This window comes from Lentzea jiangxiensis (assembly GCF_900104175.1).
Lineage (GTDB): Bacteria > Actinomycetota > Actinomycetes > Mycobacteriales > Pseudonocardiaceae > Lentzea > Lentzea jiangxiensis.
Genome location: NZ_FNIX01000014.1, coordinates 56,375 through 73,068, shown reverse-complemented (window position 1 = coordinate 73,068; position 16,694 = coordinate 56,375). Strand labels below are relative to the sequence as shown.

Annotated in this window: 19 protein-coding genes; 18 read left to right on the top strand and 1 reads right to left on the bottom strand. The window is 70.4% G+C overall.

What is annotated here, in order from left to right; translation table 11 throughout:
- The first annotated feature begins 92 nt into the window (after positions 1-92).
- The 11 genes from BLQ91_RS28775 to BLQ91_RS28725 all read left to right on the top strand — a co-directional run bounded on the left by BLQ91_RS28775 (position 93) and on the right by BLQ91_RS28725 (position 10,204).
- Positions 93-953, top strand: a complete 861-nt coding sequence (locus BLQ91_RS28775) for a S49 family peptidase (RefSeq protein ID WP_090101771.1) — start codon at positions 93-95, stop codon at positions 951-953.
- 102 nt (positions 954-1,055) lie between these two features.
- Positions 1,056-1,898: a LytR/AlgR family response regulator transcription factor gene (locus BLQ91_RS28770; RefSeq protein WP_090101768.1), complete on the top strand. Its 843-nt coding sequence runs from the start codon at positions 1,056-1,058 to the stop codon at positions 1,896-1,898.
- A complete protein-coding gene (locus tag BLQ91_RS28765) occupies positions 1,895-2,323 on the top strand; it encodes a hypothetical protein (protein WP_090101767.1) in 429 nt (142 codons plus the stop codon). The genes BLQ91_RS28770 and BLQ91_RS28765 overlap by 4 nt, the downstream gene beginning before the upstream one ends.
- A gap of 40 nt (positions 2,324-2,363) precedes the next feature.
- The gene (locus BLQ91_RS28760; RefSeq protein WP_176960006.1) at positions 2,364-4,124 is read left to right on the top strand and encodes a sodium/solute symporter; all 1,761 of its coding nucleotides are present in this window, start codon (positions 2,364-2,366) and stop codon (positions 4,122-4,124) included.
- 255 nt (positions 4,125-4,379) lie between these two features.
- Complete coding sequence (locus BLQ91_RS28755; RefSeq protein WP_090101764.1) at positions 4,380-4,730, top strand: DUF485 domain-containing protein; 351 nt, start codon at positions 4,380-4,382, stop codon at positions 4,728-4,730.
- Positions 4,727-6,319, top strand: coding sequence for a solute symporter family protein (locus BLQ91_RS28750; protein ID WP_090101763.1), 1,593 nt, complete (start codon positions 4,727-4,729; stop codon positions 6,317-6,319). The genes BLQ91_RS28755 and BLQ91_RS28750 overlap by 4 nt, the downstream gene beginning before the upstream one ends.
- Before the next feature lie 104 nt (positions 6,320-6,423).
- Positions 6,424-6,933 carry a SigE family RNA polymerase sigma factor gene (locus BLQ91_RS28745; protein ID WP_090101762.1) on the top strand — a complete coding sequence of 170 codons (510 nt, stop codon included), beginning with the start codon at positions 6,424-6,426 and terminating at the stop codon, positions 6,931-6,933.
- Complete coding sequence (locus BLQ91_RS28740) at positions 6,930-7,829, top strand: hypothetical protein (protein WP_090101761.1); 900 nt, start codon at positions 6,930-6,932, stop codon at positions 7,827-7,829. The genes BLQ91_RS28745 and BLQ91_RS28740 overlap by 4 nt, the downstream gene beginning before the upstream one ends.
- Positions 7,830-7,890: 61 nt before the next feature.
- Positions 7,891-8,229 (top strand): rhodanese-like domain-containing protein, encoded by a 339-nt coding sequence (locus tag BLQ91_RS28735; RefSeq protein ID WP_090101760.1) that lies wholly within the window; start codon positions 7,891-7,893, stop codon positions 8,227-8,229.
- A 2-nt stretch (positions 8,230-8,231) separates the two neighbouring features.
- Complete coding sequence (locus BLQ91_RS28730) at positions 8,232-9,137, top strand: DUF4328 domain-containing protein (RefSeq protein ID WP_245733871.1); 906 nt, start codon at positions 8,232-8,234, stop codon at positions 9,135-9,137.
- A gap of 65 nt (positions 9,138-9,202) precedes the next feature.
- Entirely contained in the window at positions 9,203-10,204 is a 1,002-nt protein-coding gene (locus tag BLQ91_RS28725) for a glycerophosphodiester phosphodiesterase (protein ID WP_090101759.1), read from the top strand.
- 27 nt (positions 10,205-10,231) lie between these two features.
- Here the strand turns inward: BLQ91_RS28725 and BLQ91_RS28720 are convergent, their stop codons facing one another.
- Positions 10,232-11,419, bottom strand: a complete 1,188-nt coding sequence (locus BLQ91_RS28720) for a cytochrome P450 (RefSeq protein ID WP_090101758.1) — start codon at positions 11,417-11,419, stop codon at positions 10,232-10,234.
- An 89-nt stretch (positions 11,420-11,508) separates the two neighbouring features.
- On the opposite strand from BLQ91_RS28720, the gene BLQ91_RS28715 reads away from it, so the two are divergent.
- The 7 genes from BLQ91_RS28715 to BLQ91_RS28685 all read left to right on the top strand — a co-directional run bounded on the left by BLQ91_RS28715 (position 11,509) and on the right by BLQ91_RS28685 (position 16,665).
- A complete protein-coding gene (locus BLQ91_RS28715) occupies positions 11,509-12,249 on the top strand; it encodes a glycerophosphodiester phosphodiesterase (RefSeq protein WP_090101757.1) in 741 nt (246 codons plus the stop codon).
- Positions 12,250-12,277: 28 nt separating this feature from the next.
- On the top strand, positions 12,278-13,213 hold the full coding sequence (locus BLQ91_RS28710) for a DUF5926 family protein (RefSeq protein ID WP_090101755.1): 936 nt from the start codon (positions 12,278-12,280) through the stop codon (positions 13,211-13,213).
- 44 nt (positions 13,214-13,257) lie between these two features.
- Entirely contained in the window at positions 13,258-13,596 is a 339-nt protein-coding gene (locus tag BLQ91_RS28705) for a DUF952 domain-containing protein (RefSeq protein ID WP_090101753.1), read from the top strand.
- Between the two features lie 135 nt (positions 13,597-13,731).
- Positions 13,732-14,205: a SigE family RNA polymerase sigma factor gene (locus tag BLQ91_RS28700; RefSeq protein ID WP_342670671.1), complete on the top strand. Its 474-nt coding sequence runs from the start codon at positions 13,732-13,734 to the stop codon at positions 14,203-14,205.
- Between the two features lie 3 nt (positions 14,206-14,208).
- Entirely contained in the window at positions 14,209-15,024 is an 816-nt protein-coding gene (locus tag BLQ91_RS28695; protein WP_090101751.1) for a hypothetical protein, read from the top strand.
- A 100-nt stretch (positions 15,025-15,124) separates the two neighbouring features.
- Entirely contained in the window at positions 15,125-15,532 is a 408-nt protein-coding gene (locus BLQ91_RS28690; protein WP_090101749.1) for a YciI family protein, read from the top strand.
- Positions 15,533-15,534: 2 nt separating this feature from the next.
- Complete coding sequence (locus tag BLQ91_RS28685; protein ID WP_090101948.1) at positions 15,535-16,665, top strand: RNA polymerase sigma factor; 1,131 nt, start codon at positions 15,535-15,537, stop codon at positions 16,663-16,665.
- Positions 16,666-16,694 lie beyond the last annotated feature (29 nt).

Below are 16,694 nucleotides of genomic sequence, written 5' to 3'. Positions count from 1 at the left end.
AACAGCCACTTCCTGTGTTCCAGGTCACGCGGGAGCGACCGGCCGCCGTCGAGGGTCCCGCGTGTCCTCGAAACGCACGTACTGTCGAGTACATGAGCGTCACGGACAAGATCGCTGCCCGTCTCCCGAGGGTCATGGACCGCGGCGAACGGCCTCCCGTCGTCGCGGCGGTGCGGTTGCACGGGGTCATCACCCCGCAGTCCTCGCCCGTCGCGCGCAACACGATCAGCCTCCAGAACGTCGAGTCGGCGATCAACCGCGCGTTCGACAACGAGCGGCTGATCGCCGTGGCGCTGCTCATCAACTCGCCCGGCGGCGCGCCGACGCAGTCCGCGCTCATCGCCGAGCGCATCCGCGAGCTCGCCACCAAGAAGCACGTGCCGGTGCTCGCGTTCTGCGAGGACGTGGCGGCGTCCGGCGGCTACTGGCTGGCGTGCGCGGGCGACGAGATCTACGCGCACGGCACGAGCCTGGTCGGTTCGATCGGCGTCGTGAGCGCGGGTTTCGGGCTCAACGGCCTGCTGGACAAGGCGGGCGTCGAGCGCCGCGTCTACACCGCGGGCGAGAACAAGGTGCGGCTCGACCCGTTCCAGAGGGAGAAGCCCGAGGACGTCGAGTGGCTCAAGGGGCTGCACGCCGACCTGCACGAGCAGTTCAAGGCGTGGGTCACCGAACGGCGGGGCGCCAAGCTCCAGACCGGGGAGGACCTCTTCAGCGGCGAGGTGTGGACCGGCAGCAGGGCCCAGCAGCTCGGGCTGGTCGACGGCATCGGCACCATCCGCAGCGTCGTCGCGAAGCGCTTCCCGGACGCCGAGCTGACGATCGTCGAACCGCGCAAGCCGTTGCTGGCCAAACTGGGGCTCGCCGGTGCGTCCACCCGATCGGGCGATCTCGTGGCGCAGGTGCTGGCCAGTGTCGAGGAACGTGCTCGCTGGTCCCGATTCGGGCTCTGAGCATCAGTTCGGTTTCGCAGGGCGTGTCGACACCTGCCCCGGCGTAGACACGACCGCACATTGGTGGGCAAGATGCCCGACACAGTGAGTACCCCAGAAAGAATGCCGTCCGACAACGCCGGTCTCCTCGTCCTCGCAGTCGATGACGAGGCTCCCGGCCTGAGCGAGATCAAGTTCCTGCTCGAGAGCTCTCCTCACATCCGGCGGGTCCTCACGGCGTTCGACGCCGCGGAGGCCCTGCGCATCCTGAGGGGTGACTACGAGCAGGAGGTCATGGCGAGGACCAAGGCCGGGCTGCCGCCGGTCGACGCGGTGTTCGCCGACATCAACATGCCCGGGCTCTCCGGCATGGATCTCGCACGGGTGCTCAGCGCGTTCCGCCACCCGCCCGCGCTCGTCTTCGTGACGGGGGTCGAGGAGCGCGACGCCCTCGTGACGGCGTTCGACGTCGGTGCGCTCGACTTCATCAACAAGCCGATCAACGAGGAGCGCGTCCTCAAGGCGATCTCGCGGGTCGCCGACCGGGTGGGCCGCACGTCGGCCCCGGCGGCACAGGCGAGCCAGGCGGCGCAGAACGCCGCCGAACCGACCGATGACGAGGTCATCCCCGTCGAGCTCGGCGGCACCATCAAGCTCGTGCCGCGCGCGTCCGTGCGGTACGTCGAGGCGCAGGGCGACTACGCCCGCCTGCACACCCAGGACGGCAGCCACCTGGTGCGCATCCCGCTCGCCCAGCTCGAGGAGCGGTGGGCCAACGCGGGGTTCGTGCGCATCCACCGCTCGTACCTGGTGGCGTTGCCGCTGGTGAGCGAGCTGCGGATGACGGCGAACGGCTACGCGGTCGTCATCGGCACCGGTGAGGGTGCCAAGGAGCTGCCGGTCAGCCGCCGGCACACCAAGGAGCTCAAGGAACGGATCGTGCGACCGCCGAAGAGCGGCTGGTGAGCAGGCACGACGCGGGGAAGCCCGAGCAGCCCGCCCGCGACGCCTGGCTCGGCGAGCAGGGCCGCAAGCCGCGCCGGCGCAGGGTCGTGCTCGCGGACTCCACGAAGAAGAGCGGCAAGGCCCTGCGCACGATCATCGAGCTGGAGGAGCAGACCAGCGTCGGTGAGAAGCTGGTCCGCGACCTCATCCGCCAGCAGCTCAAGTCGGCGTTCGGGCTCGCGTTCGCGGTCCTGTTCGGCATGTGCCTGCTGCCGATCACCTTCTACCTGGTCCCGCAGATCGGGGACCTGGAGTTCCTCGGCATCCCCGTCCCGTGGCTCGTGCTCGGTGTCGCGCCCTTCCCGATCCTCTACGGCGTCGGGTGGGTGTTCCGCAGACAGGCCGAACGGCACGAGCGGGACTTCGTGAACATGGTCGACCGCTGACGTGACCGCCACCGTCTACAGCCTCACCGCCATCGTCTTCATGGCGATGGTGACGTTCCTGCTCGGCTACGTCGGGTCGCGCAAGGCGAACACCACCCCGGACTTCCTGGTGGCGCGCCGCGCGATCCCGGCCAGCCGCAACGCCGCCGCGATCTCCGGCGAGTACCTGTCCGCGGCGTCGTTCCTCGGCGTGGCCGGGCTCGTGCTCAAGGACGGCGTCGACGCGCTCTGGTACCCGGTCGGCTTCACCGCGGGCTACCTCGCGCTGCTGCTGTTCGTGGCGGCGCCGCTGCGGCGATCCGGCGCGTACACGTTGCCGGACTTCGCCGAGGCCCGGCTGGGGTCGGTGAACGTGCGGCACTTCAGCACGTTCTTCGTGGTCTGCATCGGTGTGCTGTACCTGGTGCCGCAGCTGCAGTCCGCGGGCCTGACGCTGACGACGATCACCCGCCTGCCCGCGTGGCTCGGCGGCCTGGTCGTCACGGCGATCGTGGTGGTCAACGTGCTCGGCGGCGGCATGCGCGCGATCACGCTGGTGCAGGCGTTCCAGTACTGGGGCAAGCTGTTCGCGATCGCCGCGCCGACGTTCGTGCTGTTCGTGGTGTTCCTGGCCTCGCCGAACCGGGCCACGCAGCCGCTGTCCGACGAGGGTGTCGTCCGGTTCCCGCAGGCCGAGACGATCACCGTGGCCGAGCAGGTCGTGAAGGTCCGCGTCGACGAGCCGCTGAGGCTGCGGGTGAGCGGCCAGATCAACGGCAGGGACGCGGACGGGCCGGTGTTCTGGGGCCGCGGGGTCTACGAGCTCAGCCCCGGCACGACGATGGAGTTCACCGCGGGCAGCCCGGTGCCGGTGGTCGAGGGCTCGCCGACGACGAACGAGGCCTGGTCGCGGCCGCAGACCGGCGGCATCTCCGAGCTGGTCAGGACGTACTCGCTGATCTTCGCGACGTTCCTCGGCACCATGGGCCTGCCGCACGTGCTGGTCCGCTTCTACACCAACCCCGACGGCAAGGCGGCCCGCCGCACGGCGCTGCACGTGCTCTACCTGCTGGGCCTGTTCTACCTCTTCCCGACGGTGCTCGGCGTGCTGTCGAAGCTCTACCTGCCGCAGCTGCTGGTGAACGGCAAGACCGACGCGGCGGTGCTGATGCTGCCGGAGACGATGCTGCCGAACCTGGGCGGGCAGATCCTCGGCGCGATCGTCGCCGCGGGTGCGTTCGCGGCCTTCCTGTCGACCTCGTCGGGACTCGTCGTGTCCGTCGCCGGTGTGGTCTCCACGGACATCCTGCCGGGCAAGGTCCGTGACTTCCGGTGGGCAACGGTGTTCACCGGAGCCGTCGCGATCGCGCTCGCGGTGGCGCTGCCGCGCTCCGACGCGTCACTGACGGTGGCCATGTCCTTCGCGCTCGCGGCGTCCACGTTCTGCCCGCTCCTGGTCCTCGGCATCTGGTGGCGCGGGCTCACGTGGGTGGGCGCGGTCTGCGGGCTCGTGGTCGGCGGCGGCCTCGTGATCAGCGCTCAGGTCGTGAGCGTCGTGAGCTCCTACACCGGGCGCTGGGCGCCCGCGTTCATCACCCAGCCTGCGCTGATCACGGTGCCGGTGGCGTTCGCGATCATGATCGTGGTCAGCAAGGGGACCCGCAGGCGGGTGCCGGCGGACGTCAGCCAGATCCTGCTCCGGCTGCACGCGCCGGACCCGCTGGGCTTCATCCGGGACCGCGACGTCGCCCGCTTCGGGACCGCCGAGGAGAAGGCCCGGATGGCCGAGGGCAAGCGCAGGGGAGCTGGACGCGCACGGTAAGTAGCCGACTCGAACGGGTGAAAATTAATCACTCGAATCGGTGAACGGTGAACTAGGTCACGCTCAGTGCTGTTCGTCTACGGATACTGACCGTTCGCCGCATCACCCGACTGCTGGGCGCAACGGCACGAACGGAGTCTTACCTGAGTGACTCAAGTCTCCATACCGTTCTCGACCAAGAACGGACCGCACCTGGAGGCATTACGTGCACGTCACGTTGCGGACACCTACGACGAGTACCGCGAGGAGGGGCCTGTGAGCACCGTCGATCACACCCCGTCCGAGTCGGCCCCGGACGCGCAGAAGTGGGCCGACGTCCAAGCAAGCGATGACTTCGTCGAACTGAAGCGCCGGCTCCTCAAGTTCGTCTTCCCCGTCTCCGGACTGTTCCTCGCGTGGTACCTGCTGTACGTGCTGCTCGCGGACTACGCGCACGGCTTCATGTCCACCAAGGTGCTGGGCAACATCAACGTCGGGCTCATCTTCGGCCTGCTGCAGTTCGTGTCGACGTTCGTCATCACGACGCTCTACGTGCGGCACGCGAACAAGAACCTCGACCCGCTGGCGGAGAAGCTCCGCAACGAGATCGAGGGAGACGGCAAGTGAACGAGTCCAGCCCGATCCTCAACATCAGCATCTTCGGCGTCTTCGTCATCGCCACGCTCATCGTGGTGATCCGGGCGAGCCGCAACACGAAGACCGCCGCGGACTACCTGGCCGCCGGCCGCGCGTTCACCGGTCCGCAGAACGGCATCGCGATCGCCGGTGACTACCTGTCGGCCGCGTCGTTCCTCGGCATCGCGGGCGCCATCGCCCTCAACGGCTACGACGGCTTCCTGTACTCGATCGGCTTCCTGGTGGCGTGGCTCATCGCGCTGCTGCTGGTCGCCGAGCTGCTGCGCAACACCGGCAAGTACACCATGGGCGACGTGCTGAGCTTCCGGATGCGCCAGCGTCCGGTCCGCGCGGCGGCGGCCACGTCGACGATGGCGGTCTCGTTCTTCTACCTGCTGGCCCAGATGGCCGGTGCCGGTGGTCTCGTCGCCCTGCTGCTCGGCATCACGGGCACCGGCGGCCAGGCCCTCGTCATCGCCGTGGTCGGCGCCCTGATGATCGCCTACGTCCTCATCGGCGGCATGAAGGGCACCACCTGGGTGCAGATCATCAAGGCGGTCCTGCTGATCGCCGGTGCCGGCATCATGACCGTCTGGGTGCTCGGCAAGTACGGCTTCAACCTCTCGTCCCTGCTCGGTGCCGCGGTCGACGCCGCCCCGAAGGCGGGCGAGAAGCTGCTCGGCCCCGGCCTGCAGTACGGCAAGACCGGCACCAGCAAGCTCGACTTCCTCTCGCTGGCGCTCGCCCTGGTGCTCGGCACCGCGGGTCTGCCGCACATCCTGATGCGCTTCTACACCGTGCCGACGGCGAAGGAAGCCCGTCGCTCGGTCGTCTGGGCGATCTGGCTGATCGGCATCTTCTACCTGTTCACGCTGGTCCTGGGCTACGGCGCCGGTGCGCTCGTCGGTCCGGACAAGATCAACGCGGCGCCCGGCAAGGCCAACTCGGCCGCCCCGCTGCTCGCGCTGGAACTGGGTGGCCCGATCCTGCTCGGCCTGATCGCGGCGGTCGCGTTCGCGACGATCCTCGCGGTCGTGGCGGGCCTGACGATCACGGCGTCGGCGTCGTTCGCGCACGACATCTACGCCAACATCATCAAGAAGGGCCAGGCGGAGGACAAGGACTCCGAGGTCAAGGTCGCCCGCATCACCGCGATCGTCATCGGCCTCGTGTCCATCGGTGGCGGCATCATCGCCAACGGCCAGAACATCGCGTTCCTCGTGGCGCTGGCCTTCGCGGTCGCCGCCTCGGCGAACCTGCCGACGATCCTCTACTCGCTGTTCTGGAAGAGGTTCAACACCTCGGGCGCGCTGTGGAGCATCTACGGCGGTCTGTTCGTGACGATCACCCTGATCATCCTGTCGCCCGCCGTCTCCGGCACGCCGACCTCGATGTTCAAGAACGCCGACTTCGACCTCTTCCCGCTGTCGAACCCCGGCATCGTCTCGATCCCCGTCGCGTTCCTGCTGGGCTACATCGGCACGATCCTCTCGAAGGACAAGGCCGACCCCGCCAAGCAGGCCGAGATGGAGGTCCGCTCCCTCACCGGCGCGGGCGCCGAGAAGGCGATCGCGCACTAGTTCGTCGTCTCCGGAAACGGGCCGTCCTCAGCGGGGCGGCCCGTTTTTCGTGCGTGCAACCCGGCCGGTGCCGGCCGCGTATTGATTGTGAACGCGGCGGGAGCATGGGGGACACCGGAGTGCGGCGAGACGAGGAGTTCTCGGAGTTCTTCACGAGCAGGTTCGACTGGGCACGTCGCACGGCGTACGCGTTGTGCGGCGACTGGTCGGAGGCGGAGGAGCTCGCGCAGAACGCATTTGTGAAGGCGTACGCGAAATGGCCGAGCATCAGGCGCGAAACGGCGGAGGGCTACGTCCGCACCATCGTGACGCGCCTGTTCCTCGACAGCAGGCGTCGCGGCCGCGAGCGCGAACGCCCGGTCGCCGACCTGCCGGAACACGGCGTCGGAGGCGGTTTCTCCGACCCCGACGCCCGGCTGCACGCGGCGCTGCGACAGGTGGCGCCGAAACAGCGGGCCGCTCTCGTGCTGCGTTTCGTGCACGACCTCTCCATCGAGCAGACGGCGGCCGAGCTCGGCTGCTCGGTGGGCAACGTCAAAAGTCAGACGGCCAGGGGCTTGGCGACGCTCCGCGAGGCGTACGGCGAGCCCGTGAACTCGGAGCGTGATCGATGAACGTCGAAGACGAGCTGCGCGGAGCTCTCAACGTCTCCGCACCCCCTCCCACGACGACGCTGGACGTCGTCCTGAAGCGCGGCCGGCGCCGCGTGTTCGCCCAGCGGGCCGGCGCGCTGCTCGGCGTGGTCGCGGTGGTCGCCGGCATCGGCATCGGTGCCACGACGCTGAACCAGGCCGCACCGGACCCCGCACCGGCCGATCAGCCGGACTACGGGCCTGCCACCGTGGAGCACCCGCTGACGTGGCCGCGGGTCAACACACCGGCCCAGCAGCCGTACGGCACGTGGACGCCGGCGTCCACCGCTCCTCCACCGGCCGGTCGTCCGGTCCTGCGGTTGCCGCAGTGCAACCCGCGGTCCCGGAACCTGAAGTTCTCGGTGCCGACCGGTCTCCTGAAGGTGTCGGACAACGTCGTCTCCTCGTGGATCGCGGCGGTGCGGCAGCAGTTGCCGGAGAAGCAGGTCGCCGAGCTGACACCGGGTGTCGGCCGGGAGGAGTACGACTTCGACGTGACCGACAGCGGTGGCACCGGCAGCATCCGGATCACCGCGGGCAGGTTCACCGGCCCCGCTCTGCAGTACGCCGACGACAACGTGTGGGGCAGCGGCGACTGTGAACCGCCCTACCGCACGGTGCTGGCCGACGGCACGCTCATCCAGCTCCACTCCGTGCACCCGTTCGAGCCCTTCCAGACGCTCGTGCAGACCATGTTCGTGTACCGGCCGGACGGCCTGGTGATCCAGCTCGACCTGATGAACTTCGGCAGCAAGGACAAGCGTCCCGACCCGGTGAGCCAGAGCTCCTGGGAGCGGATCGGCGCCGGGAGGCCCGACCTGCCACTGACCGAGGAGCAGTTCGCGAGGCTTGGGCCCGCCATCGCGGGGGTGGCCTAGGAGGTGGACCCGTGCCGGAGGTTCACGTCCGTGCAACCTCCGGCATGGGAACATCTACGGCGTGACTGTTCCAAGCGTGGAGATCGCCGACGTTCCGGCGCAGCTGCCCGAGGGCGCCGTCCTGCTGGACGTGCGCGAGCAGGACGAGTGGGACGCCGGCCACGCACCCGGCGCGCTGCACATCCCCATGAGCGAGATCGCCGGCCGTCTCGAGGACGTGCCGAACGACGTGCAGCTCTACGTCGTGTGCCGCGCCGGTGGCCGCTCCGCCCGCGTGACCCAGTACCTCAACCAGAACGGCTGGGAGGCCGTCAACGTCGAGGGCGGCATGCAGCACTGGGAGGCCGCCGGCCGTCCGCTCGAGGGTGGCGTCGACGGCATGGAACCCGAGGTCATCTGATCGTGCAGCCGTTGCAGCCGATGCGCGTGGACTGGGTGGCGACCCCGCCACCCGGTGCCTACCCACAGCCGCAGTCGAGGTCGCAGCGGCTGTCCTACGGCGGACCGCCGGCCTACCCGGTGCCGCCGCGCTGGGGCTTCCCGCTGCTCGCGTGGCGCTGGCCCACGGCCGTGCCCGGCAGGGTCGAGCGGGCCGACTCGGTCGACGGCGTGCGCCGCCTCGGCAGGACCGCGCAGAACTCGCTCTGGCTGCTCGCCGCCGTCGCCGTCTGGGCCGCGTTCTCCGAGGTCTGGCGGTACGTGCTGGTCGCCATGAGCCGCTTCGGCGCGCTGTCGCCCGGCGTCGTCAGCGCGTCGGACGCGATGGTGGTGTCCTCCTCGGCCATCGTGATCTGCGGCTGCGTGCTCTCGCTGGTCCTCACGCTGCTGTGGGTGCGGCGCACGCGGAACGTCGCGGCGACGCTGGTGGGCTACGGCCCGTCCCGCTCGGACGGCGAAGCTCTGCTCGGCCTGGTCGTGCCCGGCGTCAACCTCGTCGTCCCCGGCTCGGTGCTGGCCGAGCTCGAACACGCCGTGACCCGCAGGCCCGCTGACGAACGCCCCCGCCCGTCGAAGCTCCTGCGCTGGTGGTGGGGCTTCTGGGTGGGCTCCGGTCTGCTGTTCGCGATCACCGTCCTGTGGTCGTTCCGCGACAGCACCCAGGCGCTCGCGGACGGCGTGCTGCTGCACGCGTTCGCCGACCTGGTGCTCGTCGGCGTCGCGGTGACGACGGCGTTGGTCGTCCGCCGCACCACCACGCTGCTGCTGCCGGTGGACTCGGCGTCCGTCCGGCTGTTGCGGGTGGTGGAGGTCAAGGACGCCCCCGAACCCCCGCTGCGGTCCGTCCGCGCCTCCGGCTCGCCCCGCTGATCGTTCAGCCGGCGTTCGCCCTGCCGGACCTGCCGGCGCCGTGCCGCCAGTGCCAGGTTGGGTGGATGCGGACACTCATCGGGGCCCTGGTGATCGCGCTCGTCGCACCAGGCGTGGCCCAGGCGCACCACCGGGACTTCGACCTCCAGGCGCACCGCGGCGGCATCGGCCTGACCGTCGAGAGCACGCTCAAGGCGTTCGGCAAAGCGCTCGAACTGGGCGTCACCACCCTGGAGCTGGACATCCAGATCACCAGGGACGGCCGCGAGGTCATCACCCACGACCGCAAGACCAACCCGGCGAAGTGCCAGGACACCGCGCCCGCCTTCCCGGATGACCCGGCGTTCCCCTACGCGGGCAAGTACGTGAAGGACCTGACGTTCGCGCAGGTGCGCACCCTCGACTGCGGCAGCACGAGGTGGTCGCAGTACCCCGGCCAGGAACTCTCGCCCGGCGCCCGCATGCCCACCCTGCAGGAGCTCTTCGACCTGGCCCGCCGCCACCGGGCGTGGGGCGTCCGCTTCAACATCGAGACCAAGGTCGAAGCCGCCGCACCCCACGAAACGGCCCCGCGCGAACAGTTCGTGCACCGCGCCGTCCACGAGATCCGCCGCTCCGGCTTCCTGCGGAACGTGACCGTCCAGTCGTTCGACTGGGGCACCCTGATGCGCCTGCGCCAGGTCGAACCCCGCATCCCGCTGGTGGCGCTGACCCAGCCCGAGATGCTCCGCCCCGGCTCACCGTGGACGGGAGGCCTGGAACTGGCGAACTTCGGCGGCAGCGTGGCCCGCGCCGTGCGCAGCTTCGGCGCCCACGCCCTGTCCCCGGTGCACGGCAACCCGCAGAACGGCAAGGTCGGCGACCCCGGCTACGTCCCGTTCACGACGAAGGAGTTGGTCCGGGACGCCCACCGCCACGGGCTCGAAGTGGTCCCGTGGACGGTGAACGACCCGGCGACGATGCACAAGCTGATCGACGACGGGGTGGACGGCATCATCACCGACTACCCGGACCGGCTGCGCGTCGTGATGAAGGAGCGCGGCTTCAAGCTCCCCAGGCGGTACTAGCCCATCGAGATCGGGCCGGCCGCCCGGTCACCCGCCGTTGCCGAGGGACAGGGAGTGCAGGCCGCGGATGACGAACTCCGCGCGGCGGCCCGGTTCCTCGGCCAGGACGGCGCCGGGCAGCTTGCGGTGCAACGCCGACAGCGCGGCCTCGACCTCGATGCGGGCCAGAGGCGCGCCGAGGCAGTAGTGGATGCCCATGCCGAACCCGAGGTGCTGGTTCTTCTCGCGGCCGATGTCCAGCACGTCGGGGTTCTCGAACACCAGCGGGTCGCGGGCGGCGGCACCGAGCAGGGCGGCGATCTTCTCGCCCGGTTCGACGACGTGACCGGCGATCTCCACGCGTTCGGTGGCCGTGCGTTCGAAGAGCTGCAACGGTGAGTCGAAACGGATGAGCTCCTCGACGGCCGTGGGCATCAGCTCCGGCGAGAGGCGCTCCCACTGCGAACGGTGCTGCATCAGCGCGTTGACGCCGTTGCCGATGACGTTGACCGTGGCTTCGTGGCCTGCCATCAGCAGAAGGACGGCCGTGGCGACCAGTTCGTCCTCGGTGAGCCTGGCGCCGTCGGTGTCGGTGACGGCCACGAGGTCGGACACCAGGTCGGAGCCGGGGGAGACGCGGCGCAGCGCGACCAGCTCGCGCAGGTAGGCGACGAACTCGGCGGCGGCGCGTTCGGCGGCGGCCTGCTGGTCGGCGGGGAGGCCGTACTCGTACATCTTCACGATGGCGTTCGACCACGGCTGCAGCAGGTAGCGGTCCTGGCCGGGCACGCCGAGCAGCTCGGCAATCACCTCGACCGGCAACGGCGCGGCCACGTGCGCGAGCAGGTCCGCCTGGCCCTGGTCGGAGATCTTGGCGACGAGCTCGTCGACGAGGCGGTCGGCCAGTTCGGCGACCCACGGGCGCAGGCGCTCGACGTGGCCGCGGCCGAACGCGGCGGCGACCAGGCGGCGCAGGCGGGTGTGCGTCGGCGGCTCGTTCTCCAGCAGCGAGTTGCGGTGCAGGAGGTTGAACGCCAGGAACTGCTCGACCGGCTTGACGTCCGACCAGATCCGGCCGAGCGACCGGTGCCGCAGCACGGCCGAACAGGCCGCGTGCGAGACGGCGACGGCGACACCCAGCTGCTCGTGGTGATGCACCTCACCGGCTTCGCGCAGGGCGGCGAAGGCCGGGTACGGGTCGGCGATGAAGGCGGGATCGCGCTGGTCGAACGTCACAAGGCGGGACGGTAAGTCGCGATTCGCGATTCGTCCACGCAGATTTGATTGATGACTCAAATTGTTGCGAAGCAACTATCGTTCCGCTTGTGCAGCTGCCTTCGCTCGTCGCGCACCGTGGCGCGTCCACCGACCGTCCCGAGCACACCATCGGCGCCTACGAACTCGCGCTCGAAGAGGGCGCGGACGGCCTTGAATGCGACATCCGGTTGTCACGGGACGGCGAGATCGTGTGTGTGCACGACCGCACGCTCTCCCGCACGTCCAACGGCCGTGGCACGGTCAGCGCGCTATCACTCGAACAGCTGAAGGCGTACGACTACGGCAGCTGGCACCGCCACGGGCAACCCGCCGGGCTGCTCGTGCTCGACGAGCTGCTGGAGCTGGTCAAGGGCACGAACGTGCAGCTCTTCGTCGAGACCAAGCACCCGGTCCGGTACCGCAACGACGTCGAACGCAAGCTCGCCGAGGCGTTGCGGAGGCACCGGCTCGACGCGCAGATCGTCATGATGTCGTTCTCCCCGACGGCCGTGAAAGCGTTCCGCGACCTGGCTCCGGACGTCCGCACGGTGCTGTTGCTCGACCGCCTCGGCCGGTACCGCGGCGGCGCGTTGCCGTCGTTCGCCGACTACACCGGGCCGGGGGTGCACCTGCTGCGCAACGACCCCGGATATGTCGACCGCGCGCGCAAGGCGGGCCACGAGACGTACGTGTGGACGGTGGACAGCGCCGAGGACATCGCGCTGTGCCGTGACCTGGGGGTCCGCTACCTCGCGACGAACGCCCCGGCGAACACCCGCCGCCTGCTGACGGCTAACTTGGCGACCTGACCAAGCCTGAACACGAGGAGGGGCCGAGGTGGCCAAGCGGACCGCGGTCAAGGACGCACCGAAGGACGGGATCAACCCGAAGCAGCCCTGCCCGTGCGGCTCCGGCAAGCGCTACAAGGCCTGCCACGGCGCGCCCGGTGGCGCGACCGACGTGATCGTGTCCCGGCCGTTCGAGGGCCTCGCCGCCGAGTGCGAGCTGATCGCGCTGCGCGAGTTCGTGCCGTCGGCGGTCGTGAAGCTGCCGGTCAAGGACGGGCGCGAGGTCACGCTGGCCACGGTGCTGCCGATGGCGGCCGCCGGTCTGATCCGCGGCGACGACGTGCCGTTCGTGGGCCTGCAGGTCCAGACGCGGTCCGGCGACATCAGCCGCGACCTCGCGCGCGCGGTGCAGTGGGCGCAGCAGGCGAAGACCGGTGACGTGCTGCCGGTCGTCGGCCCGGACAACGGCGAGAACCCCGGCCGCCTGCAGGACCTCCTCGACCCCGAGGCCGAGATCACGCCCGAGCTGCACACCGACTTCATCTGGTGGATGCCGGAGGGCACCGAGCCGACCGGTGACGTCGCGCTGTCGCTGGAGCGCGCGAACGCGGCGATCCTGCCGACCGAGCGCCTCGACGCCCCCGGTGTGAAGGCCGCCTACTGGGTGGACGCGGGCGACAAGGCGCACCTGCGCTGGGTCCGCCCGGAGCCCGAGGAGGAGCTGCTGACCGCGATGGCCCGCCTGGCCGCCCGCGGCGAGCTCGACCTCGGCGAGGGCTCCCGGTACGCCGGTTCGTTCCGCGCGCACGGCCTGCTCGTGCCGGTCTGGGACCTCGACCGCGAGATGCACGCCCGCGAGTGGGCCGAGCCGGCCGAGGCCCTCGGCCAGCGCCTGCTGGAGGCCCTGGCCTCCGACGAGCCGCTGAGCGACGCCGAGCGCCGTGCCCGTGAGGGCCTGCGGGGACGTCAGATCACCCTGCGCTAGTCCACAGGTTGTCCACATAGTTGTACACAGGGAGCTGTGGACAGGTGCTGCTGCACATCATCACGACGGCCGGCTGGGCTGCTGCCCGGTCGGCCGGCTCCATCACGCCCGCCGAGGGCGAGGAGTTCGTGCACTGCTCCGACCGCGGTGTCGTGCACGTGACGGCCGGCAAGTTCTTCCACGGGCAGACCGGGCTTTTGTTGCTGGTAATCGACCCGGAGCTGATGGACGTCCCCGCCAGGTGGGAGGCGGTGCCCGACTCGCCGCTGTGGTTCCCGCACGTCTACGGCCCCATCCCGGTGACGGCGGTCCGGGAGGTCCACGACTTCCCGCCCCGGCCGGACGGCTCGTTCGTCCTGCCGGAAGCCGTCGCGACCCCCTGATCCCGCGAGGCAACCGCTTCGCCGTCTTGCGCGTGCACACCCCGGGGCAGTTTGCTTCGGGGAGGGGGCCGTGCCGTGACGGCGGTGCTGCAGCGGGGACCAGCCGCCGAGCGGGGCGGGGGGAGAGCGGAAGCCGTGGGGGATTTCGCGGAGTTCGTGCGCGCGTCCATGCCGGGGCTTCTGCGTTACGGCCACGCTTTGACGGGAAATCCGCACGACTCCGCCGACCTGGTGCAGTCCGTGCTGGAGAAGGTCGGCTCGCGCTGGGCCGCGGTGCAGCGCAAGGGCGACGACCCGCTCGCGTACGTCCGCCGCGCGATGGCGAACACCCACATCAGCGTCTGGCGCCGTCGCCGCCGGGAGAACCTCGTGGCGGAGATCCCGGACAGCGGTGCCGTGGCACCGGAGCTCAGCAGGCTCGAGAACGAACCTCTCTGGCAGGCCCTGCGCGAACTTCCGCCGCGACAGCGGGCGGTGGTCGTGCTCCGCTACTACGAGAACCTCTCCGAGGCCGAGATCGCGGACGCGCTCGGGATCTCGTGCGGCACGGTGAAGAGCCAGAGCAGCAAGGCGATGGCGAGTCTGCGGGCACGCCTGGGAAGGGACTGACCGGTGGGCGATCTCGACGACGACCTGCGCAGGCTGTTCGGCGACGACCGGCTCGACGTCCACCCGGCGCCGGACGCGACCGACGCCGTGCTGCGCGGTGCGCACCGGCGCCGCCGGCGGCGTGCCGCGACCTCCAGCGCGTTCCTCGTGGTCGCGCTGGTCGGCGTGGGGCTCGGGGCGACCCAGCTCCGCACGCTGTCGCACGACGACCCCGCCGACGAACTGCTGGAGACCGCCACCTCCACCTCCACCGCCTCCACGACCTCGCTGCCGCCGTCGACCAGCACGGTCGCCGCGCCCGGCTCCTCGAGCCGGGCGGCCACCCCGCCGGCCTCCAGCGGCGGCGCCACCACACCTCCGGGCACCGGGACGGGCAAGCCGCGGACGACGACGCCGTCACCACCGCCCCCACCGCCCGCGGAACCGGGCAGGCTCGGCGCGCTGCTGCTCGGGATGTCCGAGGCCGACGCGCTGGCGACCGGCGCGTTGATCGAGCCGAGCAGCCCGGCCGACCAGGAGAACCGGTGCACGGCCTACGCCACCCGGTCGGTGCCCGACAGCGACGCCGTGGTGATCTCACCGGCCAAGGGGATCGTGCGGATCACCCGGCCGAGCACGGCCAAGACGCAGAGGAACGTCGGCGTCGGCTCGACGGTGGCCGAGGTGAAGGCCGCCTACGGCGGCGCCACGCAGAGCGGGACGACCGTGCTCGTGCCGATGGCCGCGTCGCCTTCGTGGTCGTACGTCTTCACGACGAACGGCACCACGGTCACGATGGTCCACATGCGGCTGGCCGCCCACGACTGCCCGACCGCCTGAGAATTCTCCGGGCCACCGTGTCGAGATCCGCGTTGCGGCGTCGTCCCCGTGGTGACAGTGGCCAGGATGGGTCGCAACAGCACCTAGGGAGATTCCAGAGATGGCGAAGTACCTGCTGCTCAAGCACTACCGCGGCGCCCCGGAGCCGGTGAACAACGTGCCGATGGACCAGTGGTCGCCGGACGAGATCACCGCGCACATCGACTACATGAACGCCTTCGCGGACAAGCTCAAGACCACCGGTGAGTTCGTCGACGGTCAGGCTCTCGCGCAGGAGGGTGCCTGGGTCCGCTACGACGGTGAGGGCAGGCCGCCCGTCACCGACGGCCCGTTCGCCGAGACGAAGGACCTGATCGCGGGCTGGATGGTCATCGACGTCGACAGCTACGAGCGCGCGGTGGAGCTCGCCGGTGAGCTGTCGGCGGCACCGGGCAAGGACGGCAAGCCGATCCACGAATGGCTCGAGGTCCGCCCGTTCTACGGCACGCCGCCGACGATCACGGAGTGATGGTGGACGAGGCACTGCTCAGGAGCCTCACCCCGGCCGTGCTCGGCATCCTCGTCCGCCGCGGAGCAGACTTCGCGGCGGCCGAGGACGCCGTGCAGGACGCGCTGGTCGAGGCCGTCCGCGTCTGGCCGGACGACCCGCCGCGCGACCCGAAGGGCTGGCTGGTCACGGCGGCCTGGCGCAAGTTCCTCGACGCCACCAGGGCCGAGAAGGCGCGGCGCCGGCGTGAGGACCTCGTCGACGCCGAACCGGAGCCGGGGCCGGCACCGACGTCCGACGACACGTTGCAGCTCTACTTCCTGTGCGCGCACCCGTCGCTGACGCCGTCGTCGGCCGTCGCGCTCACGCTGCGGGCGGTCGGCGGTCTCACGACGCGCCAGATCGCCCAGGCCTACCTGGTGCCGGAGGCGACGATGGCCCAGCGCATCAGCCGTGCCAAGAAGACGGTCTCCGACGTGCGGTTCGACCAGCCCGGCGACGTCGCCACGGTGCTGCGCGTGCTCTACCTGGTCTTCAACGAGGGCTACTCCGGCGACGTCGACCTGGCCGCCGAGGCCATCCGGCTCACCCGGCAGCTCGCCGCCGTCGTCGACCACCCGGAGGTCGCCGGCCTGCTCGCGCTCATGCTGCTGCACCACGCCCGCCGCGCCTCCCGGACGGTCGGCGGCAGCCTCGTGCCGCTCGCCCAGCAGGACCGCGGGAAGTGGGACACGCGGATGATCGCCGAGGGCGTCGGGGTGCTGCAGGCGGCGCTCGCGCGGGACCGGCTGGGGGAGTTCCAGGCGCAGGCGGCCATCGCGGCGCTGCACGCGGACGCCCCCGTGGCCGAGGAGACCGACTGGGTGCAGATCGTCGAGTGGTACGACGAGCTGCTGGCGCTGACGGACAGCCCCGTCGTCCGGCTCAACCGCGCGGTCGCCGTGGGCGAGGCCGACGGGCCGCGAGCGGGGTTGAAGGCCTTGGCGGAACTGGACGACTCCCTGCCCCGCCATTCGGCCGTCTCGGCTTACCTGCACGAGCGCGACGGCGATCTGCGCACGGCCGCGCGGCTCTACGCCGAAGCGGCGGAGAAAGCGACGAACCTCGCCGAGCGGGAATACCTCACCCGGCAGGCCGCCCGGCTCAACAACTGAAAAGACCTCCCGACCCGGGTGGGTCGGGA